Raw genomic sequence first — 24,653 nt, 5'->3', positions numbered from 1 at the left:
AGCTCTCGCAGCGGCATGGTGTCCCAGATGAATACCGTATCACTCATGACCGGAAAGTCCGGGCTGACCAGTGGTTGCGTGGTGGTCGGGTCATTTTCATTGACCTTCAGCGCATCGGCGCGGGACCAGACAGTGGGTGCGTAATTGATGTTATCTACGCGCGAAATATGTTTGAACTGGCTGATAGCAGAGCTGCTATTGGACATAGTTAATACCTTTAGATAGTTTTGGGAGGCAGCAGCGACGCTGCTGTTCTTCTGTCGCTCAAAGGCGATAACTCAAGGCTCACGGCCTTCACATGATTCAATGTCCCGCAGCGGGGGCACTTGATCTGGAGTTCGGTGTAGTCACCCATGCGAAGCAGCAGCTTCTTGCACTGCCCGCATCTATAGTCTTTCAACACTTGCACTGGTCTCCTTTTGCTTCGCCCAAAGAAAAACCCCGCTTGGGCGGGGTTTGGGTAATCGCAATTTACCGGTCGGTGCTGTTGAAAAGCCCGTATCCGGCGGCTGCCCTGAGGCGCAAATCGCATATCGTGGTAACTTTTTACCTCCCTCCGGAAAGGCTGGAAAGAGGCAATTTCGGGGTGGATCGAGTTTGACCGGAGTTCAACACGAGTTCGACCACAGTTACGCAATTGACACGGATAAACGGTACGAGACAGCACTTACATCGGCGCGCTTCGAGGCGTGTCGATCTTTGCCGCGCAAATCGCAACGGCGTTGGGAGCAAAAGTCATCGCTACCTCCAGCAAGGATGAAAACCTGCAAGCGGTCAAGAAACTGGGCGCCGTGGCTGGTGTGAACTATCGAACTCATCCCGAGTGGGCAGAGGACGTGCTGAAACTCACTGACGGCAGAGGCGTTGATCTGTTGCTGAATGTGGCTGGCGGCGACGGCATCAATCAGTCGATTGCGGCGACAAAGGCCGGAGGACGTATCGCACAGATCGGTTTTCTGACCGGCCAGACGTCGGCGCTCAACCTGATGCCGACGATCTTCCGCCAGACCAACTTCCGCGGCATCGCCGTAGCGCCCCGCTCGTCTTTCGACCGGATGAATGTCTTCCTTAACGAGCATAAGATTCGCCCGGTGATCGATCACGTCTACCCTTCGAGCAGGCTCGCGAGGCCTACGAACACCTGGCCAGAGGGGGATTTGACAAAGTAGTGATCAAGGTCGGTCGGGCCTGAGACGGACGTGGCCATGCAACACACATTCCCCCTGTGTGTTGCATGGCGCCTGCAGGTTATCAACCACCCGCTTTGACAGTTACACTGCATCCCTACCCGCCCAGCTCAGAGGCCTTGCATGAAAGTTGGCGTGATTTCCGACACCCATGGGTTGCTCCGTCCCGAAGCGATTGCTGCGCTTGAGCACTGCGATGCAATCATCCATGCCGGCGACATCGGCAGCCAGGATATCGTTGAGCAACTGGCCGCCCTCGCCCCGCTGCACATTGTGCGCGGCAACAACGACATGACTGCAGAATGGGCAACGCCCATCGCTGACTACCTGCGTTTCGACATCGAAGGCTGGCAAGCGCTGCTGGTCCACGACATCGCCGACGTACCCGCGCTGCTGGATAACAGCGTGAGGCTTGTCATCACCGGTCACTCGCACAAACCCCTCATCGAATGGCGCGGCGATGTGCTGTATCTCAACCCGGGCAGCGCCGGAAGAAGACGCTTCAAGCTGCCAGTGACGCTGGCGCTGCTTGAAGTGAGTCCGGATTTGATGGAGCCGAGCCTTGTCAGGTTGATCGACTGACAGGCATGCAACCAGCGCTTTATCGCTGTCATCAAAGCTGTGCAGGCATACGAAAGTCACGTAATGCGCTCATATCGAACGGGTTCGGTGCACGCTGGCTCGACAGTAGATAGTTGGCTCGCATTCCGCCCACATCCGCTTTGAGCAGAAGCACATCTCGTCCTTTCAAAGGCTCGGTCTGCATTAAATCCATGAGACGGAACAGCGACCACGGCCCGGAATTTTTCTCTATGCCAAGCGGGCGTCCGACCATGCCCTCCATGACCAGGCTGGCGCGTCCGTCCAAGGTGTCAACCGGCCACATGAACGGTGTCGGCACGATTGGACCGTGTTGATACTCGAGCGACTGGTCACCAAGACGAAACTCTGCTCGACGCACGCCGGGGTCAAGGGTGTGAGGCTCAAGCGTGAAGCGGATTTGCGGCTCTTGGGCACTCTCGGCAAAGAAGCTTTTACGAATATTGTAAACACTGGCCATCTGATCAAGGTACGCATGGCTCATCGGCAAACTGTACCCATCGATGCTGCGCAGGCGATAGCGGCCGGGATCGCCGCTCACAAACGGCTTCAGATAATTCTCGAAGAAGCGTTCCGCTATACCCTGCGCCTTGAAGAACTCGCGAAAATCATTAAGTGCTACATCACTGCTGCTATGAGCGTGAAACGGATATCGTTTGTCGAGTGACTGGCTGTAGAAGCTGTAGAGTTCGGACTTGTAACGCTGATTGAGGTATTGATGAGACTGGTGCAGCACGAAGCTCCAGCTATCTTCTGCCAATGTATTCATCCAGCCACCGACAGGCTGAGGCAATATCGTCGCTGCATTGCGCAGTTTGCTCAAAGCATCCTGCTGTCCTGACATCCGCCCCTTGGCCATTTCGTACGCAGCCCTTTCAGGCTGACCGGAACGACTCAGCGCAGCCATCTGCATCTGCAGTTCATCAATAGCGCTCAGAGCTTTAGTCAGATCGTCAGCCGGCCCATTCTCCCCATCCAGCAAGCGATGCAACGTATCGAAACGACGCTGCAAGGCCCTCTTGGCCGTATCGGGCAAAGCGTTGGCAACCGATGCCTGCAATTGCTCGCCAGTCTCGGTGAGTTGAGTGGGCACTGCAGATGTCGCCACCGCTTTACCAGCTTGCGCCTTCAGGCTGTCAAGACGGTCTGCAAGAGTGGGAAAACGCGTGTTATCTCGTACTTCGTTCAGTAACTGAAGCAACGGCGAATGGGCTGCCGTCAAGCCAGCCATTTGCAAGGCAGCCTGCCGGGTTCCTTCGAAGGGTTGCAAGGAAACCCTGCCGATAGCCTCGGCCCAGTGATCGGCATAATCACGAAAATATAACTTTTCCAATTCAACCATCAGGGCGCGCAGTTGCGCTGCGCTAAACGGTGTACTTTCACCAAGAACCCAGTTATTGCGCATGATTTCAGTCACTACGTCAGTGCCGTGAGTGACAAAATACTGCTCATAGCCATGCCGAGTGTAGAGCCCTGGAATTCGATAATCTGTCCCTGCCAATACAGTTTCTTGAGGCCCGGTGTGCCGGCCAAGACTGTAATCGGGCAATGAATGTGCTTTTTCACGCAACGCTCGATAGACCACGTGGGCAAAAGATTCATTGCGCAGCGTTTTACGCGCCTGGGCCACAAGTGCATCGTTGACCGGATAAGCAAAAGGCAGAGCCATCAAGCGCTTGAAGTGCTGGTTAAGCTCGCGCTGGGCCTGCGCATGGCCGGCATAACGAATTGACCAATCGGCGGCGGTCCACTCTTCAAGTGCGGAAGGTATCCGGTGCTCGCTGTTAACAAGCATCAGATAGGCACGCAGACTGCTCAGCAAAAGCTCGCGATCCTCCAGGCTGGCCAGTATCCGGGCTTCGAACATGCGCACTATTCGTGGAAGTAGTTGAGTTTGCAGTTCCACATGGTAGGCACTTAGAAGCACATCGTTGACGGCCTGTCCCTGATACAGCCCGGTGCGTTCGTAAAGTGCCACATCGTTACTGTCTGGAAATACAAGGGCGGCCTGGTGACGCATGTTCAAAGTATCCAGGACAGCCAACAGATCATCGTCTGCAGTCAGTGATGAACGCTGTCGAGTCAGTTGCTCGCCAAGGACACGAAGCGTTTCAAGTCGGTCATGACTGGCACTGAAACCTGTTACCCACAACGCTCCGAACGCCCCCAGAAACAACAGTGCCGCAGCGTACATTCCTCTCTGACGCCACTGAATCTTTCGCCACGTTTTTTTATCCAGCGTGGCCAGATCGGATTCCGGGAAAATCACATGGCGCAACAAGTCATGGATAAACCGTGCTTTTCCGACGTGCTGATCAGGCAGCCCGCTATCCTCGTTCAGCCCAGGCTGATCGCCGCGCTGAACCAGATGCGGCGCCCGGGTCAGGTAAAAACCACGCAGTTGACTGGCACGCTGATAGCGATTCCCGGAAAACGCAAGCTCTGCGAAGAGACCGAGTCGGCGCTCGATGCTTCCAAGGCAGTTCGGGAACTCGAGCATCGCCCCGCGGCGCCGACTGTCGCGCTCTTGATGAATGCGGCCAATCACCTGGCTGCCAAGGCGCTGGAGCAGGTTGTCGAACTCCATACCGAGGACGCCGACATCGCTTCCCTGTTGCCCACTCCTGAAAGTTGCTCCAAAGACCTGCGCACTTTCTTCCAGGGACAACTGGTCAAAAAACTCATCAAACCCGGCGATGGAGTCAGCCTTGGTCAACACCAGATAAACAGGTACATCGACATGCAAGGTTCGATAAATCTCGTCGAGGCGAACACGTACATCGTCAGCAAGTTTCTGCAGGCGATTATCACGTTCATCGAGCAGTATGCCTACCGGCAGGGTGATCAACACACCACCGAGCGGGTGTGTTCGGTGACGGCCGCGCAACAATTCAAGCAGCGTCTTCCAGGCACTGCCGTCTACCTCCGGCTCGGGCTGATCAAGGTAGCGGCCCGATGTATCCAGAAGGATTGCCTGCTCAGTAAAGTACCAACTACAACTGCTGGTACTGCTCGCATCACGTGTCAGCTTGCGACCGGACCTGTCGAGGGGGAAATCGAGTCCTGAAAAGTCCAAAAGGCTAGTCTTGCCGCTGCCCTGCGGCCCCATCAGCATATACCAGGGCAGCGCCTGCCGACCCCGCGCACCCAACTCACCATATAAAGCGGAATTCTTGATTACCTGCCGGGCGTCCTTGAATCGACTGAAGAGCTCCAGCTGCTCTTTTTCTCTGGCAAGGGACTGGCGCAGACGCTCCTGACCTGTCTGGCTTTCTGCAGCAAGTTTTCTTTTCAAACCACTGCGCCAGTTGGCGAAAACGTTCCAGAGCCCCCAGACCAGAAACAACGCACTGATCGTTAGCAAGCGCGCGCTGGGGCTCTCCCAGAACCTGCGGTCGGCTACTGCCAGCAAAGGACCGAATGCCCAGATTATTATCGCCAGTGCGCCCACCACCAGCAGCGACCAGAGCCAGGTGCTGCACAATAGTGTGACGAGTTTCTTGAACAAGGTTTTCATTGAATCTCTCACTTCGATACCCGCATCTCATGCGCAGCCAGCGCCGCAGAATGATGAGGTTTGAGCACAGCCTCACGCTGCTCGCCGAGAACCCAGGCAAACCCTGAATACATCACTGTCAGACTGATGCCGGTAAACAATGCAATCAGCCAGATCGGGAGGACTCGCAGTTGACGGACGCCTGAAGAGTTAACGCCCTGCCAATGGGGCGACAGCGTTCCTGACACATCACCTCTCACGTGTCGTATCTGTCGATAGAGCCCATCGCGAATGTCCTCGAGCTCGTTACCCCTGCGAAGGTTAGAGCGGTATTTCCCCTCGAAACCGAGAGCCAGACACAGGTACATCAGTTCAAGCATCGGCAAATGCATGAACGGATTGGAGGATAGTTTTTCAAGGAGCTGAAAGAATTTTTCGCCGCCGAATGTTTCCTTGTGAAAGCGGCTGAGCAGACTGATCTTCGACCAGTCGCTTTTGCTGCCCCAAGGAGTATTCAGTACAGCCTCATCCACCACCGTACACAGCACGTAACGCGCCGCCAGCATCTGATCGGTGGCTATAGCGCGTTGCCGGGCTTCTGACTCGAACTGTTTTACCTGGTCCGAAAGCTGAACGTTCAGCGAATGGATATCCCCAACACTGTCTGTCGAAGACAGCCTCGACACTTGGGCCAATAGTCCGCTCGCTGCTGCGACAAGTGGATTGACATGCGCATTGAAGCGCTTTTCAGGCATTCGCCGAGCGCTTTCCACAAGGCGATCCTGCAGGCCTTCGAAATGATCTCTGTGGTGAATGTCGCTGAACCTGTCGCTTTGCAGATCCTCGTCGTTCTGGCCATAAATGACTGCGTAACCATCGCGTCTGCTTTCCATGTCGGGCACTCTGCTCAATTTCTGATCGCCCAGAACTGCAATTCAAGTCCGGGAAACTCGCCTGAAACGTGAAAGGCAAAACCTCCGGACTTATCAATTGTTTCTCGCTCCCGCGCGTCGAGGTCGAGAACGAAGTAGGTCTTGGCGGCGTGAAACGGAATCTGCCGCGGAGCCACAGGCAGTGGCCGAAGGCGAATGCCTGGCAAGTGCAAGCCAACCAGCTCGCGAATACTTTCCACAGAACCTATTTTGAGGTGTGAAGGCAATCGCAGACGCAGCTCTTCAGCATCGCAGTGCGCACGGGCAGCGAGGACAAACGACGCAGCCCCCAGCAACTCGCTGTCCACTCGCGGCGACACCAGAACACCGTACTGCCGGGGCTGTAATTCGAGTTCCTGCGCATGCTGTTCAAGCACCATCGACAACATCTGCCGAATAGCGAGCATCACGCTCCTGAACGTTGCGCCCTGATCACTGCTGATAACTGCTCTCCAAGCGAGGACGGCGGCTGTCATCGCCAAACGTCGACAGCTCGCCCAACAGCGTCAGCAATAACCGATACAGCTCTTCCGGATGTATATGCCCGATATTCAGAAAGTGCCGAAGTATCAACGCATTGCGGTTGACGATCTGCAGCATCATGAAATCACCCAGTTCCGCCCCGCTCGCCTGCCCCGTCGAACCGATTCGTTCGGCAATCACGTCTCCGCGGTGGAGAAGCAGAGCTGAAACCTCCTTCAGACAGGACATCAGATAACGGGAGCCACTGGCGCACAGGGACGTGGGAGAAAATGCCGCATCCAGTGTTAGCGACCTGTCAGGGCCACAGATAAGGATATGACACAGCTTGAGCATCGCGTACGCGCTTTCGCCCCTGGGCTCGCCCAGTAACAATCGAAATTCCGGCCGTGCACAGAAGACCGGTGTCGAACTGTCTTCCCCGGCGTTTGAATCAGAAATACTGGCTGAATAGGCTGTGAAGCGCGTCACAGCGTCAGGCTGTTCATGACCGCGTGCTTCAACGCAATTGCCTGCCACTATCGGCAAGGCAATGTACACCGCCATGTTTGAGGTATTGGCCGGGATGTCCAAAACTAGTGGTGTGTCATGATCGCGTATATCGAAAACGCTGCCGTCCGGCAGGATGCCCGAGGCATGAGCAAGAACGATCTGGCCCGACCCCAGAAATTGCGGATCGATTGCAACTGCGGTGAATCCCCAGTTGTAAGGGCCTGCCAACCGAGTGCGAACCCTTAACTGATGATCGTAATAACGGTCGTTATGCTGGAAGTGCTGCGGACGCAACAACATGCCTTCTTGCCAGATGACCTTGTGTGAATTCATAGCGAATTTCCTGCATGGGCCCGATTATCGGTCCGATAAATGCCAGACTCACCCAGCAAGAAAACAGCACGATTCTGCTGCCCCGGCGACACCTGAATGACATGACGCCATCGGGTTTCCGACAGGTTTCTATAAGCAGCCAGCACAGCGAAATACCGACTGCCTTCATGCAGTTTCAATTTCAACTCAATGCGGTCGCCTGGGCGAAGTTCAACAATTTCACTGGCTGCAAGATCGTTTGCCAATACATCTTCAGTGCGTTGATAAAGAGAAAAGAAATCCATCGATTCGGCCGTGGTCGGGCGCTTCAGTTCCAGTAACTTGATCACCACTGGTGAGGGCCTGCCATTGATATCCGGGTTCAACTGATTGTCTGCAATCACACTAATATCCAGACGCGTCTGTTTTGAATAAGGCGAAAGAACCGAGCAGCCGGCGAGCAGGCTCAACAGCAGCAGCGGCAGTCGCCGGAAAAAAGAAAAACGCATGAAAGTAAGGCCTGTCAGTCGTGATAGAAGTTAGCGATCAAAGGAAAGTGCTGCTCATAAGCAGACACAAAGTTTTTAGCCAGCAGCGTCTTGCTCCATGTGTCACTTTGCGTCAGGTCTTGGTGATGCCTGACATAATCACGCCAGCGGCGGGCATCCGTCAGTATCCAGGGCTTGCCCCGATCATGTTCAAATTGCCAGACCAGCTGCTGCGGAGAAAAATGCTCGACCGCCGCATGCGCCATTGCACGACAACCTGCCAGCACCGAAGCTTCATGAGCCTCCAGCTCCCGAAATACCCGAGAAATAACCTTCGTATCCAAGAGAGGCGCTTGCTCATCTCTCAGCAAGCTTTTCATGATTGCCTCGACACTCGCACCCTCAAATGCCCTGACCCTCTGGCAAGCCGTTTTTGAGAGGCCTACCTCCAGCTCGTCTACTCTCTCGCTGCGAGCCTTTAGTGTCCGTTGCAGACCGCTCAGGCAACGCTTGAACAGGCGCACACTCTTTACAACGCAAGCTTCGCGTGTCGTCGGATCAACAGAAGCGAGTTCAATACCCAGTACGTCACTTAGCTGTTGCCAGAACAAACCTGCTTGATGCTCTGGCTGATCAGGACAGTCGCCTGACGGATCGGGTACGGGCACCGACACACGTCGTGGCAGGGATAAGTAACATCCGTCACTACTTGAACAGTCTGAATAGTGGCGGGTGGCATGGTTACTTTCCAGGAAGGAAGTCAACCCGCTCTCAGGACGACCGGTATGATCAGCCCCTGCCGTATGGCCTGTTTCTAATGCATCGTCCATGCACATCTCTCTTTATCGTTATTGATTGCGAGTGGCAGGCGCCGGGTTGCCCAGCGTCCGATATTGATCGTCGCTGAATATAAAGTGGCCCGTGCAACCGCCAAGACAAATCAACGCAGTCATTACAAATGGCAGCGTGCGCCAACAATGAATAGTCATTGAAGTCATCTCCAGAAAAACAAGTAAATACGAATACGCGTCCGCGTTTAACCAGTCCCGCCATGAGCAGCACCTAGTTTCAGGTGAGCCAGGCGATACAGCAGCGTGCGCCGCGACACTCCCAACGTACGTGCAGCAAGACTTCGATTGCCGTCGCTGTCGCGCAGACACTCAAGCAAAACACCACGCTCGAATTGCTCGATACGTTCACGCAACGTGAAGGCCGCGGGACAACTGATGGCATCGGTGGCAATAGGAAAGTGCTCTGGCCTTAACTCATCGTCCTCGCACAGCAACAGCGCGCGCTCGACAAACCCTTTCAGTTCACGAACGTTGCCCGGGAAGGCGTAGCCAGACAAAACGTCCAGTGCGGCTTTCGACCATTGCACAGCGCTACGTTGTGAGCGCTGGCAAACCGCGTCGGAAAAATGCCTGGCCAGTAGTTCAATGTCCTCTATGCGTTGACGCAACGGAGGCAGCTCAACGGGAAACTGCGCCAACCGGTAATAAAGATCTTCACGAAAGCGCCCCTCTGCAATCAACTTCGGGAGATCTCGATGAGTCGCCGCAATGATTCGCACATCAACTTTGCGAACCTCGTTGGAACCCAGTGGCCGAATCTCCCCTTCCTGCAATACCCGCAGAAGCTTGGCCTGTAGCAGCATGGGCATGTCACCGATTTCATCGAGCAGAAGCGTACCTCCGTGCGCAGCATCAAACAGGCCGCGCCGATCTCGATCCGCTCCGGTAAAAGCGCCCTTGCGATAGCCAAACAGCTCGCTTTCCAGAAGCGCTTCCGGAAATGCAGCACAATTTTGCACAACGAAAGCGTTCGAGCGCCGCGGGCCATGTTCATGGATCGCACGCGATACAATTTCCTTGCCTGTGCCTGTTTCTCCGGTAAGCAATACGGTGCACGAACTGTCGAGGACTTTACCCAGAAGACGGGTTGTGCGTTTCAGCGCAGCGCTGTTTCCCGTCAACCCGTAGTGCGCTGTCTGAGGTGGGCGTACCGTCGGACTAGGTGGCGCGCCTGCGGTATTGTTCAAAGGTTCCAGAAGCAGCCATTGTGAAATGACAAATGCTCCCAGTGCGCCTAGCGATTCTGCGTAGCATTCCAGCTCCCTACGGCAACTGCTCACACAGATCAGCAACCCCACAGGATCTTTTTCGCGCCCAGGCAACGGGATGCATAACAGCGATTTCCAACTCTCGGCTCGAACAGGCAGAAAAAGAACGTCATTCAAGCTGGCGCCGATTTCCTGAAGGCTGACAACCTTGTTTTTCTGGAGACTTAGCTGCAGCAGTGGCTGATCGCTCCAGTTATTTGCTGACGCCTTTGCTGTATCGGGCTGAATGACGCCATCCATTATTTCTGCAGTGAGGCTGAGACGTTTCTGAGTAGGACTCTGCATAAATAACTGAGCTGCCTCACAACCACTCAGCTCTGCGGCGAACCGGACGAAATCATGCAGTAACGATCGTTTGTCGCCTGAAAGCGAAAGGCTTGAGTAATACGATAATAGTTTTTGCGCGTAGCTCAGCGGATCAGGTAGCGCATGGAAAGTCGAGGCCACCTTATTTGCACTCACAGACAATGCCGCCCGAACTGTCCAGCGTAGCGTGAACCGTGAGAAGCATAGCGTCGCTGTTGCTCGCAAGAAGCAAAGCGTCCGCGATGAGCGGGGTCAGTTGCGACGCCAGTACGTGGTCAATCAGCCTGGCACCGCTGTCGAGTTGCGCGCAGTTTTCAAGCAGATGAAAAACCAGTTCCTCGGAATAGCTGAACGTCAGTCCGCGTCCTTCAAGCTTCTCCACAAGGTGATCCAGCTTTAATTCAATCAGCTCTTGAAGCACCAGGCCACTGATGGGATAGAAAGGAACCACGCGCATTCTGGCGAGCAATGCGGGTTTGAAGTGACCCACAAGCACCGGGTTTATCGCACGCACCAGCGTATCGCTTTCCGGCCTTCTGCCGTCTCGGCAGAGTGAATGTATAAGGTCGCCGCCAAGGTTGGAGGTCATCAGAATAAGCGTATTACGGAAGTCTATTTCTCGCCCCTCGCCATCGTTCGCTACGCCTTTATCGAAAATCTGATAGAACAGGTTCAATACATCGGGATCAGCTTTATCCACCTCATCAAGTAAAATTACCGAGTAAGGTTTCTGTCGCACGGCATCAGTCAGCATGCCCCCTTCCCCATAACCGACATAACCAGGTGGCGCTCCGATCAAGCGCGAGACCGTGTGCTTTTCCTGAAACTCGGACATGTTGATCGTGATAAGAAAACGGTCACCGCCGTACAGCAGGTCAGCAAGAGCGAGGGCTGTTTCGGTCTTGCCTACTCCGCTGGGGCCCGTCAACAGGAATACTCCCGACGGTGCATTGAGCGCACTCAATCCGGCGGCAGATACTCTTACGGATTGTTCAAGTACCTGAATCGCCGGCTCCTGCCCACGAATGCGCAGACGCAACGCAGAAGAGAGGCCGGTAATTTCCGAACTGTGCGCTTGCGCCAGCTGCGACAACGGAATGCCTGTCCAGGCATTGACCACTTCCGCTATCAGCCTCGGACACACTTCAAAACTGACAAGACGGTCATCAGCTTGAGTATCCATGAGCGTTTGCCGGGCCTGAACCAAATCGGATTCCTGTGCCTCTGTGGAACGACATTTACTGTTTGGGTTACCCGGGCCTTCGCGCTTTACTGCAGGGTGTGCGTGATGGCTGCGTAGATCGAGCAGCCGCCGAGCGGCGCTCTGTTGATCAGCCCACATGACTTCCAGTGCGGGCAACTCTTGCTGAATGCGTGAAAGATCCGATGCCAGTGTATTCAACACTTTTTCATCCACAAGAAGCCCCGCAGCTGCGTCACGCTGCACTGCGTCATAATGCCTCTGGTATTGAGTCCGATCTGCTCGCAGACGCTCGATGCGTTCGGGCACGGCAACCAGACTGACTCGCACGCGAGCACAGGCCGTATCGAGCAGATCGATTGCCTTGTCAGGCAGTTGTCGCCCCGAAATATAACGTGCCGATAGTCGAGCAGCGGCAACCACAGCGTCATCGCGCAGATAGACGCCATGGCTGCGCTCATATAGCGGGGCGAGCCCACGCAAAATGATGATGGCCTGCTCCAACGTTGGTTCCAGTACTCGCACAGGCTGAAAACGCCGCGCAAGCGCAGGGTCTTTCTCGAAGTATTGCCTGTACTCGGTCCAGGTAGTCGCTGCAATGGTGCGCAATTCGCCGCGAGCCAGTGCCGGTTTCAACAGATTGGCTGCGTCCGAACCTCCCGCCTGCGAACCGGCCCCGATCAGCGTATGAGCCTCGTCAATGAAAAGAATGACAGGTATCGGCGAAGACTTGACCTCATCGATGACTCCCTTCAAGCGACGTTCAAACTCACCCTTGATGCTGGCGCCTGCCTGAAGCAATCCCATATCCAGAGATAAAAGCTCGACGTTCTTCAAGAGATCAGGGACCTGTCCTGCAACGATTCTCAGCGCCAACCCTTCAACAATCGCAGTTTTGCCAACCCCGGCCTCGCCTACCACAATCGGGTTGTTCTTGCGCCGACGAGCCAGTATGTCGACCATCTGACGCAAACAGTCGTCACGGCACAGTACCGGATCCAGCTCACCCCTCCTGGCCTGTTGCGTCAGGTTATGAGTGAAGCGCTCAAGAAGCGACTCGCTTGGGCTCGCTGTAGTTCGGGATGTTCCGGATGCCTGCTCTGCAAGGGCGAAGTCACGAAATCGCTCGATGTTGATTTTTGCCAGCAGCGGCTGATAGGGGCGATCGGCATAACGCAAAGGGTTACGCAGCAAAGCGAGAATAAGTGCAGCCTGATCAATCTGGCTCTGCCCCAAATCCAGATTGGAAATCAATAAGGCGTCCTGAAGCCACTGAACAAGTTCGGCAGCAAATACCGGGTTGGAAGCCCCACAGTATTCAGCTGGCGGGAGCAAGAGGCTTGCGAAATCGGCAGCCGCTATACTAGCGTCATTCAAAGCACGTACTAGCATGCCGTCAGGACGCTCCACCAGGGCAATCAGTAGATCTTCGACAAGAATTCTGTTGCTGCCCCGGGAAACGCAACGCTCGGCTGTCCCCTCAAGCTCTATGCGAGTGGGCACGTCAAGAGCTTGAACGAGTTGCTGCAGGTCTGGGTTGATCATAGTTAGTCCTTAATGACTCGGTCTGTTGAGACGGACCAGACCCTGAGCACGCTCATGGCCTAACCAGGTGGTCCAGCCCAGACGACAGGTGCTCGTCTGGGCAATGCGAAGTTCCCTGATGTCTTCATTCAGAAGCTCAAGACAGATGTCGTAATCCAACGGATCGCGCAGGGTGAACCGCACCAAGGCGCCCAACGGCGCATAACCTGCGCCGATGGGTAGAAATTCGTGGAACCGCGCCCAATCCAGTTGTTTTATATGGATACGAAATTTGCCTCCCCGGTCAGGAACCCTGGTGCCCAACACTGCGTTTTTCCCTAGTTGGCTATTGCTCTTGCCAAGACGATTAGTCTGCGAATGATCGATGCACACCGATCGCTCCACACACTGTTCTATGAACAACTGAGCGTGCTTGAAGTAATAACGGAGTACTGACTCGATCAGGGCGGCGGAATGTGCACGCAGGCTAAGCAGTCCCAAATAAGGTAATAAGCGCTTCCAGTTCAATTCCGTGGTCTTGCGTATGCACGTCCCGTGCAACCCGATTAACGCAAACAGCTGTTCGGAAAACCGGTCGTTTGCGCCTCGGGCGAACACCGCGTGATAGCGGTACTTACGCCAAACGGGCAACAGCAGCTTTTGCAGACGATGATTGAAGATACCCAGAAAATCCCGCGTGGTATTAGGTTTGTCCAACTCCCCCAACGCTTGTTCGGCGTAAAATGCAGGCAGGGGCGAATCGGAACCGATCAGGCTCATCACGTTGAGGTACAGACGAACATAAAACGTTCCGTTCTCGTGAAAGAAATCCATGCTCTCAATATCACTGCGCGGAAATCCAAACTGTGGATGTGCCCGTAGCAGTTGCTCATCATCGGACTGCGGATGGAGTTCACGCAAGACGTTAAAGATAAGAGGGATCGCCTGGTAAACCGAATATTCTCGTATGCCCTGACTGAGCGCAGTCAAAGTAACGGTTGCTGTCCCATACGTGGTGTCCATTGATAACCACCTCCCTGAGCAGTTTTAACGCGCAGTTCGTGAAAAGAGTTCAAACTCGCGTACAGCGCAAAAAACTCGTTGAGGACTGAAGCAAACAAAAACAGACCGGCTTCATCGGCAAGCCCTTCGGGCGCTATAAGCAGTTCGGTCTTCACCCCTCTTACCGGTCGGCCTTCATGCAGGCGATCAACGTGCTGGTGGTGGATAGACTTGAGCCCGTTCAACAGACGCTGACTGACCTTTTCGGCGTGCTTGTCGTAATAGCGCGGAAGATCGTAAGTTTCGAGTATCACCTTCAACGCGTCGATACTCGCCAAGGACAGGTAGTTCAGGGACATATTACTGATGACCCGCCATAGAAAATCTTGCCCCACCGGCGGCGCGTAACTTTTTGTCGCAGTGGTGATATTACTGAATCTTAAAAAGTCCGGGGTCTCGTCGCCTGACCTGCATATTCCGCCTGCGGGGATGCGCAGTGGAAGATCATGATTCGTGCACGTTAACTCAATGGAAATAGTTTCGTTTTTTCGATCAGTACGGACGTCGAAACTTAAATAGGTATCCAGCCCTCCCTGCAAGAGGGAATCTCGATGACGCACGCTGTACCACGGGGCGTTGCCATGGACATCGACAGCAGGATCATGCTCGAATGATTCGAAGGGAACGTAGTGCTGATACCCTTTGCCTCCGGGCTGCCAGCCCGTCACTGCATCAACCGAATAGACACCGCAGCGCTGAGGTCCCAAATGAGCGGGGACCAGCAAATACTCATCCTGCCGGGCATCAACGAGAATAGGCAGTGCGTCCTGCTTGAACAGGTTGACCACAGGTGTGCAATATAACTTTATGTGTTCAACGGTAGGACGAAGGTTTTGCATGTCCTCGCTGTGCATGTCAAAGACCAACTGAAAACCACGTGCCGTTATCAAATGTTCGTCGAGCACCGACGCAATGACCTCAAGACCTTCAATATCAGAAAAAAGAAATTTTTCTGGAAAGCAAAAGTATTCTTGCAAATAGCGGTAACCACGGAAGGTATTCAGTGGGTACGGTATCAAGGACTCGTCCTCTGCGAAGCCGACTGGTTTTACACGGTTTGCCGAAATGCTTAACTGAAGTGGTTTCCCATCACGATCTGTCAACGGATTTTCTTGCTCATCCAGCAATAATAATCTGATCCCTTTTAACTTCCGCATGAGGCCGAGGTAAAGCGCCTGGCTGATATGCCGATCACCTGCAAAGTGCAGCCGCAGCCTGCTCAACTTCAGCATGCCCAAGTGCCCTTCTCCGGTCATCGTCAGACTTAAAGTCAATGCTGCGGCCTCGCCATCAGCTGAGTAGGAAACACGTGACAGACTGAGAAGCAGAACCTCTGTCGAAAAGCAGGTACGAAATCGGCAGGCCAGACCCTCCACGGGTTCACTTTCAACAGGCGTATCACGCTCGACGGTGAAGCCAGGTCCTGAAGCGCTCAACGGCTCGAATTGCAACATGCTCATTGCAGGCAAGGGCCGCATATAATTTGGCCACAGCAGTTGCATCAGCGAATGGGTCAATTCAGGTAAATCATCATCCAGTTTTTGACGCAAACGTCCTGTCAGGAAAGCGAATCCTTCAAGTAGACGCTCAACATCCGGATCGCTGCTGCCTTGCCCCAAAAAAGGCGCCAACGCCGGGTTGCGTTCGGAAAACTTGCGCCCTGATTGGCGAAGAGCCATTAGCTCGTCTTGATAATAGTGATTAAATGACAACGCTGGCCTACCCGACTGAACCATAAACATTAAAAAAATCATCACGCCTAACTGTGATGAGTGACAACCTCACCACAACCCGTCATGACGTTTCACACGACACTTACATTCCCATCACCACTGATCGTTGTAAAAAAACGAACAGGCTTTTTAATTCCATCCACTTCAACGCAAGCATTTACGAAGAACTGACGCCGGAGGACAGAGCCTTTGTTTTCTTCAGGCAGCACGTAAATATCAGATAAGCGAGGTTCATAAGCCCGAATGACGTTTTCAATGGCCTCTCGAGACTGTCTTAATGAGTCATAAAGGCTCACACTCATATTATTAAGGTCGGGCAATCCATAATCAGGTAGCATTTTCACATTACCTGCACGGGTGCCCAGCAACTTTGATAAGTGCGAGGCAATGGATGCCATTAACCGTCCTTCGTCTCCACAATATGAATGCTGGTGCTGGACGTCCAAGGCAAGCCGTTCGAAAAGGCTTCCGTTTAGATTCATGGCCTGTCCTCTTGATTATTCCTTGTCCATTTTCCCAATCAGGGACAGCGTAAAATCAGCCCCCATGTATTTAAAGTGCGGACGGACATTCAAGCTGACACGGTACCAACCGGGATCGCCTTCCACATCGCTGACGATGATCTGAGCGTTGCGCAGGGGGCGTCTGCCACGCACTTCGGAGCTCGGATTTTCTTGGTCAGCAATGTACTGGCGTATCCACTTATTGAGTTGATTCTCAAGATCGACCCGTTCCTTCCAGGCCCCTATCTGTTCTCGCTGGAGCACCTTGAGGTAATGAGCAAGCCGATTGACGATCATCATGTAAGGCAGTTGGGTGCCCAGCTTGTAATTAAGCTCGGCCGTTTTGCCCTCTGGACTATTGACTATTGCCAAAGAATTTAGGCTTTTGTACTGAACTCGCGGAAAAGAAGGCCGCATTGTCGCTTCCTTTGCGCATGGTCAATGCGATAAACCCTTCCTCTGCCAGCTCGTACTCACGACGGTCAGAGATCAGTACCTCAGTCGGAATCTTGGTCTCGATCTCTCCCATGCTATGGAAATGGTGCAACGGAAGATCTTCGACAGCGCCGCCACTCAGCGGACCAATAATGTTGGGACACCAACGAAATTTGGCGAAACTGTCTGTCAGTTTTGTCGCGAACGCAAAAGCAGTGTTTCCCCACAGGTAATGCTCGTGAGCATTCACAACGTTCTCTCTATAGGCGAACGTTTTAACGGGGTTTTCTTCTGGCTCGTACGGACTGCGCAAAAGGAAACGCGGTACTATCAACGCGATATAACGGGCGTCCTCTTGTTGTCGAAAGCTTTGCCATTTTGCGAATTGCGGACCCTCGAAGTGGTCTTTCAGATCCTTCAGGTCAGGCAACCCGGTAAACTGCTCGATCCCGAAAAAATCCGGTCCTGCTGCCGCGATAAAAGGCGCATGCGCCATGCAGGCGACGCTTGACACGTATTGCATTGTCTTGACGTCTGGGGCACTGGGGGAGAAAAAATAATCGGCGATGATTGCGCCGACAGGATTACCACCAAACTGGCCGTACTCTGCAGTGTAAACGTGTTTGTAAAGCCCCGACTGAACGACTTCAGGTGAGTCCTCGAAGTCTTCCAGCAAGTCCTGCTTGGAAACACTCAGCAATTCGATTTTTATATTTTCACGAAAATCGGTTCGGTCGATCAGTAAATGCAATCCGCGCCAAGACGCCTCGAGCGAGCGAAAGTCTGCATGGTGGATGATTTCATCCATCTGACGACTTAGCTTGCTGTCGATTTCAGTAATCATTCGATCAACCAGCGCTTTTTTTACCGGTTCGATGCTGTTCGTGGGCTTCAGCAGTTCTGCGATAAACGCAGCAACACCGCGCTTGGCAATGTCATAAGCCTCATCACCTGGGCTCAACCTGGTTTCTGCAATAATCTGGTCAAGAATGCCAGTGTGAAATTCGCTCACCGGGTCCTTCTTTAAAACGTTTGTTGCCATCCGCTGGTCACTCCAAAGATAAAATTCAATGAACTACTGTGCTGCCGTATCCATGCCCAACTCATTCATTACTTTATGGCGCGACTCTTTGTCAGCCAGAACGTTCTCGATTGCCTTGCGAAAAGCAGGTGTATTCCCAAGTGGCCCTTTAAGTGCCATCAAGGCGTTGCGTAATTCCATCAACTTTTTAAGCTCGGGAATTTGCTCCACCAGGCTGGCCGGATTAAAGTCTTTCATCGACCCGACCTTGATGCTGAAGGCCAGATCACCAGCATCATCTTTAGATTGCAGGCGATCAGGAACACTCAGTAAAATTTCAAGTTCTTGCTTGGCCATGACATCATCGAAGTTATTCTTGTCGATGCTGATCGCTTTACGCTCTTCGAGCTTCCGGCCATCGGCGCGCTGTGTGAAATCGCCCAGGACCAATAGTTTTAATGGGAGCTCTATTTCCTCCTGCGCCCCTCCGACAGCGGGCTTGAAAGTGACGTTAATCCTTTCTTTGGGTGCCACAGAACCTTCTTTGGCCATTGTATTTCTCCCGATCTATTTCAGAGGTACCGCGTTATGCTATTAACAGCTCAATATCGTAATGACACAACCTATGATAAATCTCCTCCTGACGGCTTGCCGATTTATCACCTTGGGGAAGCCGTTCATAGCAGTCATGCAGCAAACGCATTACATTCAGATAAACCTGTGGTTCCCACTCATGCAAGCCTGATGACTGGAGTTGCTGATCCAGAAATTCAAGTTGAATCTTGGACAGTAGATACTCTTTCGCCTGATAGCATATACGGGCAAGGCACAACCTCCAGAAGAATCGGTCTCGACCGCCTTTAGCGTTGTATAAATGCTGACTCAGCACCTGAACGGCAGACTTTAAACCGCCGAACTGCAGACCGGGTAAAAGTTCGTGATAAACAGCATCCCATTGAGAGAGTTCAACACTCCCCTGCCCACTAACACTGTCCTGAGTGGATACAACCGGAGGTGAAATGTAATCGATGACCCATTGAAGTGTATCGGCATTCGCAAAAGGCGTTGCGTCGTGGAAACGTAACGCCATGACTTCCGGGAATCTTTTTACAAGCAGCACACAATGCGCTTCTACCTCATGCATGGCTGCTTCTGCGCCCAAGGCCTTTAAACAGTTCCAGATCAGTCGCTGTCCGTCGAACCAAAAGGGTGAGGACATCAGACTGGCTTCAACATCTACGATCAGATCAGCGTAGAGCGCCTGCTCGAATCGCTCGTGGTAGTTCCTGAGTTTCTCTCCGGGCAGCCCACGTACCTGTGTTGTTTTTTCCGCATTGCACTCAGGCATGCTATCCACGGCAAGCCAGACCACCGCCCGACCAAGGCGAAACGCGCGCGGGTCGCTGGTTTTTTGCCTCAGCCACCACTGACAGAGATTACGCGCGGACTCAATCAGTGAGTGTGAAGAGCGTTGGGCATCTTTCTCATTATCAATTTGAGAATTGCTGGAAAACAGCTGGGTAGCTACCTGCTTGACTTGCTCGATAACGGTGACAGGTTCTTTCTCGGCCTGCATTGCACGCTCGATCATTCGCGCCAGCCTTCTGCGAAGCGGCAGCAGCATCGGAGAGTCGTTACCCAAACAGCAGCCAAATATCTCATCCAGCTTGTCCAGGTGACTGGTCAGCTGCTGAAATACGACAAGCTGGTTGCTGATAGGAACATCTTCTACCAGTACTTTTTCGAGCCTGAGCAAGAGCCATGCAAAAGCGGCAGCACGGGTTCGTAACTTCTGGGGATGTAACGCCAGCCAGTGATGCTCGCAGAGCCCATGTATTAACCCCAGGCCCGCAACTAGCCCGACAAAAGAGTCACATTCGTACAAAGACCATGCAAGCCAACAGGCAACGCGCAGATCTTTGGACTGACTGACAAGGATATGTTCACTGCCTGCCCTGACCTTCGACCAATCGATATTTACAGGTGCCAGGATCGATTGCGCGCCGCCCAGCTCCCGCTCTAATGATTCAAAAGTGGAAGAAAAACGAATGTCTTGGCCTGTGGGATCTTGTCCTGGTATCGGTTGTCGGGCGGCTGCCTTGTAGTGACTGGAGAGCTTATCTATGGCAGCCATCAAAGTGCGCCTCCCGGCAATAGATTACTGTGAACATTAGTCCAAACAAGACGTGCAAAAGTCACGCAAACTTTATCCCTGACTTCCCACACGCACAAGACAAAGATGACACCCCTACACTCTTTCAGAAAATTCCTACACAAATAAAATAATATTTGTAGGATGCGCGGCATAGCGCAAAAAAAGCCGAGCATAGGCAACTGCACCATGCGCCATTTATTGCGCACTTTCTTTGACGATCACAGATTGTAGAAAGCAGAACGCCCATAAACGTGATTCAGACATCCTGCGCAAAAACAAGTAGATACCGAGCAAAAAACTGCGCGATTTTTATTACATGCCTATAAGAAATGCGTCCTAAATAAAGCAGCGATAGCTTCACCCCCCCGCATCTACGGCGCCTCCTATTACCTGGCACGCTATTTGTTAGCGCTACAGCTCACTGTGCATTGATACATCGCCGCACAGTGCATGTCGATCATCAGGAGAAGAATCATGCCTACACCCGCTTTCCTTACAGTTATTGGCAAAGTTCAAGGCCTTATCACAAAAAATGCATCCAGCGTTGAATCTGTCTCTGGGGCCTCCCGAACCGATCATATAGACGAATCCATGATTCAGGCCTTGAGCCATGAAATAATATCTCCTTACGATCGCCAGTCAGGCAGCAGCACAGGCCCGCGCATACATGGCCCTCTTTGCCTTACAAAATCTTTTGACAGTGCATCACCGCTGCTGCTACAGGCTTTAGTCAAAGGGGAAGAACTGGAGAAAGTTGAAATAAGATGGTACCGGATGTCGGGAAGCAAAGAGGAGCATTACTACACCACCACTCTTGAAGATGCCAAGATTGTGGCCATAAAAGACTACATGCCCAGCTGTCAGGACCCTGGCAATTCACATTTCACACACTTGCAAGAGGTGCACTTCAGTTATCGCGACATTACGTGGAATCACGTAGCGGCCAGCACGACCGGCTCTGATCAGTGGGATAAGTCCAAGATGGATTGACCTGAAACGTTGCCCCACCCATCTTCGGATCGATGGGGCTACCCATAAAAGGACAGACAGGGAACCCCATGAGCGATCACCCCCCATTCCGCCTTAGTCTCGCTGACAAAGAGCATCTCTTTAACGTCTTGTCATTCGCCGGTCATGAAGCCATCAACCAACCGTTCTGCTTCACGGTGGAACTCGTCAGCGAGCATACGTCGCTGGATCTGGAAAGCCTGTTGGGCCTTCCGGCTTTTCTGCAATTTGCTCCTGACGGTGGTGGCATCCATGGGCTGATTGACAGTATTGCCCAAAGCGATTCGGGTCCACGCCTTACCCGTTACGCAATCACGCTGCGCCCACGCCTGGCCCGTCTTGGCCATCGCACCAATCAGCGTATTTTTCAGCACAGGACGGTGCCGCAAATTATCGCCACGGTGCTAGAAGAGCATCATCTGCTGGCCGACACCTACAGGTTCGACCTCGGCACGGCATGCCCTGAGCGCGAATACTGCGTGCAATACAACGAATCTGATCTGCACTTCATTCAGCGTCTGTGCGAAGAAGAAGGCTTGCACTACCACTTCGAGCACAGCTTTACGGCACACAATCTGGTATTCGGTGATGACCAGACCGTATTCCCTCGACTGGGGCCGGTGATCTACAAGCAGAACAGCGGGATGGCGGGTAAAGAGCCGGTAATCCGTAGCTTCACGCTACGCCTCGAAACCCGATCACATCACACGACCCATCGCGATTACCATTTTGAGAAACCTTATCTGACCATGGAAGGATCGGCCATTGGCGGTGACAATCCAGACCTTGAACACTACGATTATCCCGGCGGCTTTACTCACCGCGATCGGGGTTCACACCTGGCGACAAGAGCGCTTGAACGGCACCGTCATGATTATCGACTCGGTGACGGACAAAGCGATCAGCCTCTGCTAGTCAGCGGTCATTTTCTACAATTGATCGAACACCCCAATGAAGACTGGAACGATCTGTGGCTGCTGAACGAAGTACGTCATGAAGGTCGCCAGCTACAGGCGCTGGAGGAGTCCGCATCGCCCATCCAGGGCGATGGCGACTTTCACCAGAGGTATCACAATACATTTGCGGCCACACCCTGGAAGGCGTGCTATCGCCCTCCGTTGCGTCATATAAAGCCAAGGATCTTTGGCAGCCAGACCGCCGTAGTCACTGGCCCGAAAGATCAGGAAATACACTGCGACCGGCATGGCCGGGTCAAGGTGCAGTTTCATTGGGATCGCGAAGGTCAGGCTAATGACCGCACTAGCTGCTGGCTGCGAGTGTCGTCCAGTTGGGCTGGCAATCGCTACGGTGGGATGGTCATCCCGCGAGTCGGCATGGAAGTGCTGGTGACCTTTCTGGAGGGCGATCCCGACCGCCCAATGATCAGCGGCTGCCTGTACCACGCCGAACACGTCCCGCCCTACGACTTGCCCGCACATCAGACACGCAGTGTGTTCAAAACCTTGAGCAGCCCTGGCGGTAATGGTTCGAACGAGCTGCGCATCGAGGACCAGGCCGATCAGGAACAAATCTACATTCACGCCCAGCGGGACTGGGAACAGCACATCCGACACGATCAGAAAATCCACGTTGGTCATGAGCGTCACGATCATGTCGAAGCCAACAGCTACAGCGTGTTCAAGGCAGAGGAACACTGGAACGTTGAGGCTGATCGATTGACTGAAGTCAAAATGGACGATCACTTGACGGTGGGTGGTACGCGACATATCAGTGTGGCCAACGGGTTGCTGGCGGAGGCCGGACGAGAGGTGCACTTGAAGGCCGGACATAAACTGGTCATCGAAGCCGGATTGGAGATCACCATCAAGGTCGGTGGTTGTTTTATCAAGCTGGATGCTGGTGGTGTGACGATGGCCGGGCCGGAGGTCAAGCTCAACTCGGGAGGCAGCCCTGGCGCCGGCTCCGGCGCCACACCGTTACGGCCTGGTTTGTCAAACCGCGTTGACACGGTCAAAACCGGAGAGATATTGCCCTCGGCACAAGCCCAGACAATGAAGCGCAGGCCATTTTGTGAGCAATGTGAACGAGCAACGGAGAGCGCAACGCCATGAATCAGGCCAACTACCTGTTGATTGATGGCGTATTGCGGCCTGATGCAATCAAGCGGGTGTATCAATATGCCGAGCCAGTGGAAGTCATGCCACTGTACCTGGGAACGCGCTGGTCAAAGCTCATGAATCAAGGGCCTTTGCTGGTAAAGGCGCAACACGCATCTTCACTGATTCGCGAATGGATTGAGCCATCCGGGTTACCAGCCGATAGCAGCTTGTTTTGCAGCAACGCTTGCCTGAAAACCGTAGCCACGCATCTGCGCCATTTTTTGTGCCCGCTTGACCATCTTGGCAACTCAAGCCTGCTGCGCTTTGCAGATCCGCTAGTGATGTATTACTGGCTGTCCAGCTATAGCCGCGAGCATCTTAGCCATGTATTGGGACCTATTGATCAGCTTTGGGTGCAGGTTCCCAGGCATGGTTGGCAGCTGCCCCCTTCTCCAATCCCTGCAAAATTTGTTAACGAGTATCCCGGACAGCCGTTGCAGCAAGACTTTGCGTTGCTGGGCGAGCCGCAGCTGCAGGCACTGAAGGAATCCTATCGGTGGCTGTTTGAAGAACGTATTCATGCCTGGCTACAAGAACAGGATCCGCAAGCGTTCGCGAACCAGACCGAAGATCAGATAACCACCTGGCTAACTCAAACCGTGGAAAGTGGCCTCGAGTGGGGGTTGGTCAGCGAGTACGCACTGGCGACCTGGGCGGACCTGTGTCGCGAATGGGGACTGGATTTTGTGAGTCGGCCGCACCCCACCTATCAGTTATGGCAGACCCAGAACCCGAAAATTCAGCACTTGCCTCCGGAACTGCGCATCGACTCGCTTGATGAATACCGCCAGAAGCTTGATACAAGCAAGGGCATGTTGCATGACCGATAAAAACGGCACACGCCAACAGCGACGTGCGGCCTGTTTCGCCAAGACACCGGCTACGGCCACCAGCCTATGCCCGTTCCGCGGGCCCAACGTCGCCATCGTGCCAGTGCGTTATGCGCTGGATCGCTCGCGGTATGACGTCGCGCCCGGTCAACTGAAGCCGCTGCCGAAAGACGGCAAGTGGGCCCGCCAGCCGCCGTTGAAAACGCGCAGTCATACCCTGCGCCAACTGTACGACGGCTATGTCTACGTGTTCGACGAAACCGCCGACACGCTGCACAAATACGCGGTGTCAGCCCTGAGCGGTCAACTGAGCCGTATTGTCTGGGCCGAGGCACAGATCGGCAATGACCAGCGAAACGGCGCCAGCGACGGTAAACCCTTCCTCTTCTACCCGCGCCGCAACACGCTGCACATTGCTTTCTCCCCCATCCAGTGGACATGGCGTCTCTGCGAACACATGCGCTCCAATGCCCCAAGCCGCGCCTTGTGGATGAAAGCGCTGGACCTGGCCCGCTACTGCACCAGCATGGCCGAGCCCCATACCTTGCCGCTGGACCGCATCGCAGAGGCCGTGGCGGATATCGACCAAGGCCATGTAATTGAATATGGGCGTTTTGCAGATACGTCGGTCCCCACTGCCCGCCCATTG

Annotated in this window: 18 protein-coding genes and 3 pseudogenes; 6 read left to right on the top strand and 15 right to left on the bottom strand. The window is 53.7% G+C overall.

Annotated features, from left to right (window positions below):
* On the bottom strand, positions 1-206 hold a 206-nt coding region (locus ALO43_RS14530), incomplete at its 3' end, for a glycoside hydrolase family 68 protein (RefSeq protein WP_081022031.1).
* Positions 207-217: 11 nt separating this feature from the next.
* Entirely contained in the window at positions 218-403 is a 186-nt protein-coding gene (locus ALO43_RS28930; RefSeq protein ID WP_005893140.1) for a Com family DNA-binding transcriptional regulator, read from the bottom strand.
* A gap of 283 nt (positions 404-686) precedes the next feature.
* Between ALO43_RS28930 and ALO43_RS14525 the strand changes: the two are divergent.
* Both ALO43_RS14525 and ALO43_RS14520 read left to right on the top strand, forming a co-directional pair.
* A pseudogene (locus ALO43_RS14525) lies at positions 687-1,192 on the top strand (zinc-binding dehydrogenase); the annotation flags it as partial.
* 118 nt (positions 1,193-1,310) lie between these two features.
* The gene (locus ALO43_RS14520) at positions 1,311-1,769 is read left to right on the top strand and encodes a metallophosphoesterase family protein (RefSeq protein ID WP_005893146.1); all 459 of its coding nucleotides are present in this window, start codon (positions 1,311-1,313) and stop codon (positions 1,767-1,769) included.
* A 31-nt stretch (positions 1,770-1,800) separates the two neighbouring features.
* On the opposite strand, the gene tssM is transcribed toward ALO43_RS14520, so the two are convergent.
* The 13 genes and pseudogenes from tssM to tssA all read right to left on the bottom strand — a co-directional run bounded on the left by tssM (position 1,801) and on the right by tssA (position 20,025).
* Positions 1,801-5,304 carry a type VI secretion system membrane subunit TssM gene (gene tssM / locus ALO43_RS14515; RefSeq protein ID WP_054997713.1) on the bottom strand — a complete coding sequence of 1,168 codons (3,504 nt, stop codon included), beginning with the start codon at positions 5,302-5,304 and terminating at the stop codon, positions 1,801-1,803.
* 8 nt (positions 5,305-5,312) lie between these two features.
* A complete protein-coding gene (gene icmH / locus ALO43_RS14510; protein ID WP_054997712.1) occupies positions 5,313-6,176 on the bottom strand; it encodes a type IVB secretion system protein IcmH/DotU in 864 nt (287 codons plus the stop codon).
* 14 nt (positions 6,177-6,190) lie between these two features.
* Positions 6,191-7,520 (bottom strand): annotated as a pseudogene (tssK, locus tag ALO43_RS14505) (type VI secretion system baseplate subunit TssK).
* Positions 7,517-8,008: a type VI secretion system lipoprotein TssJ gene (gene tssJ, locus ALO43_RS14500; RefSeq protein ID WP_024671199.1), complete on the bottom strand. Its 492-nt coding sequence runs from the start codon at positions 8,006-8,008 to the stop codon at positions 7,517-7,519. The pseudogene tssK and the gene tssJ overlap by 4 nt, the downstream one beginning before the upstream one ends.
* Before the next feature lie 14 nt (positions 8,009-8,022).
* On the bottom strand, positions 8,023-8,817 hold the full coding sequence (locus tag ALO43_RS14495) for a type VI secretion system-associated FHA domain protein (protein WP_223810513.1): 795 nt from the start codon (positions 8,815-8,817) through the stop codon (positions 8,023-8,025).
* Between the two features lie 206 nt (positions 8,818-9,023).
* Positions 9,024-10,553 carry a sigma-54 interaction domain-containing protein gene (locus tag ALO43_RS14490; protein WP_054997710.1) on the bottom strand — a complete coding sequence of 510 codons (1,530 nt, stop codon included), beginning with the start codon at positions 10,551-10,553 and terminating at the stop codon, positions 9,024-9,026.
* A gap of 1 nt (position 10,554) precedes the next feature.
* On the bottom strand, positions 10,555-13,158 hold the full coding sequence (tssH, locus tag ALO43_RS14485) for a type VI secretion system ATPase TssH (protein ID WP_024691454.1): 2,604 nt from the start codon (positions 13,156-13,158) through the stop codon (positions 10,555-10,557).
* Between the two features lie 9 nt (positions 13,159-13,167).
* Entirely contained in the window at positions 13,168-14,160 is a 993-nt protein-coding gene (gene tssG, locus ALO43_RS14480) for a type VI secretion system baseplate subunit TssG (RefSeq protein WP_054997709.1), read from the bottom strand.
* Complete coding sequence (gene tssF / locus ALO43_RS14475; protein WP_054997716.1) at positions 14,124-15,911, bottom strand: type VI secretion system baseplate subunit TssF; 1,788 nt, start codon at positions 15,909-15,911, stop codon at positions 14,124-14,126. Before tssF ends, tssG begins: the two co-directional genes overlap by 37 nt.
* A 92-nt stretch (positions 15,912-16,003) precedes the next feature.
* Positions 16,004-16,414 (bottom strand): type VI secretion system baseplate subunit TssE, encoded by a 411-nt coding sequence (gene tssE / locus ALO43_RS14470; protein WP_024671204.1) that lies wholly within the window; start codon positions 16,412-16,414, stop codon positions 16,004-16,006.
* A 15-nt stretch (positions 16,415-16,429) separates the two neighbouring features.
* Positions 16,430-17,912 (bottom strand): annotated as a pseudogene (gene tssC / locus ALO43_RS14465) (type VI secretion system contractile sheath large subunit).
* A 33-nt stretch (positions 17,913-17,945) separates the two neighbouring features.
* Positions 17,946-18,443, bottom strand: coding sequence for a type VI secretion system contractile sheath small subunit (gene tssB / locus ALO43_RS14460; RefSeq protein ID WP_053481332.1), 498 nt, complete (start codon positions 18,441-18,443; stop codon positions 17,946-17,948).
* Between the two features lie 34 nt (positions 18,444-18,477).
* Entirely contained in the window at positions 18,478-20,025 is a 1,548-nt protein-coding gene (gene tssA, locus ALO43_RS14455; RefSeq protein WP_054997708.1) for a type VI secretion system protein TssA, read from the bottom strand.
* Positions 20,026-20,520: 495 nt separating this feature from the next.
* Between tssA and ALO43_RS14450 the strand changes: the two genes are divergently transcribed.
* From ALO43_RS14450 to ALO43_RS31485, 4 genes are all read left to right on the top strand, one after another.
* Entirely contained in the window at positions 20,521-21,036 is a 516-nt protein-coding gene (locus ALO43_RS14450; protein ID WP_005893187.1) for an Hcp family type VI secretion system effector, read from the top strand.
* Positions 21,037-21,104: 68 nt separating this feature from the next.
* On the top strand, positions 21,105-23,126 hold the full coding sequence (locus tag ALO43_RS14445) for a type VI secretion system Vgr family protein (protein WP_054997707.1): 2,022 nt from the start codon (positions 21,105-21,107) through the stop codon (positions 23,124-23,126).
* Entirely contained in the window at positions 23,123-24,004 is an 882-nt protein-coding gene (locus ALO43_RS14440) for a DUF4123 domain-containing protein (RefSeq protein ID WP_054997706.1), read from the top strand. The genes ALO43_RS14445 and ALO43_RS14440 overlap by 4 nt, the downstream gene beginning before the upstream one ends.
* The coding region (locus ALO43_RS31485; RefSeq protein WP_412778919.1) for a toxin VasX at positions 23,994-24,653 on the top strand (660 nt) is incomplete at its 3' end. The genes ALO43_RS14440 and ALO43_RS31485, both read left to right, overlap by 11 nt.

The organism is Pseudomonas tremae, from assembly GCF_001401155.1.
Classification (GTDB): domain Bacteria; phylum Pseudomonadota; class Gammaproteobacteria; order Pseudomonadales; family Pseudomonadaceae; genus Aquipseudomonas; species Aquipseudomonas tremae.
Note: the sequence above shows the minus strand (reverse complement) of the source record. Positions and strands in the feature narration are given on the sequence as shown.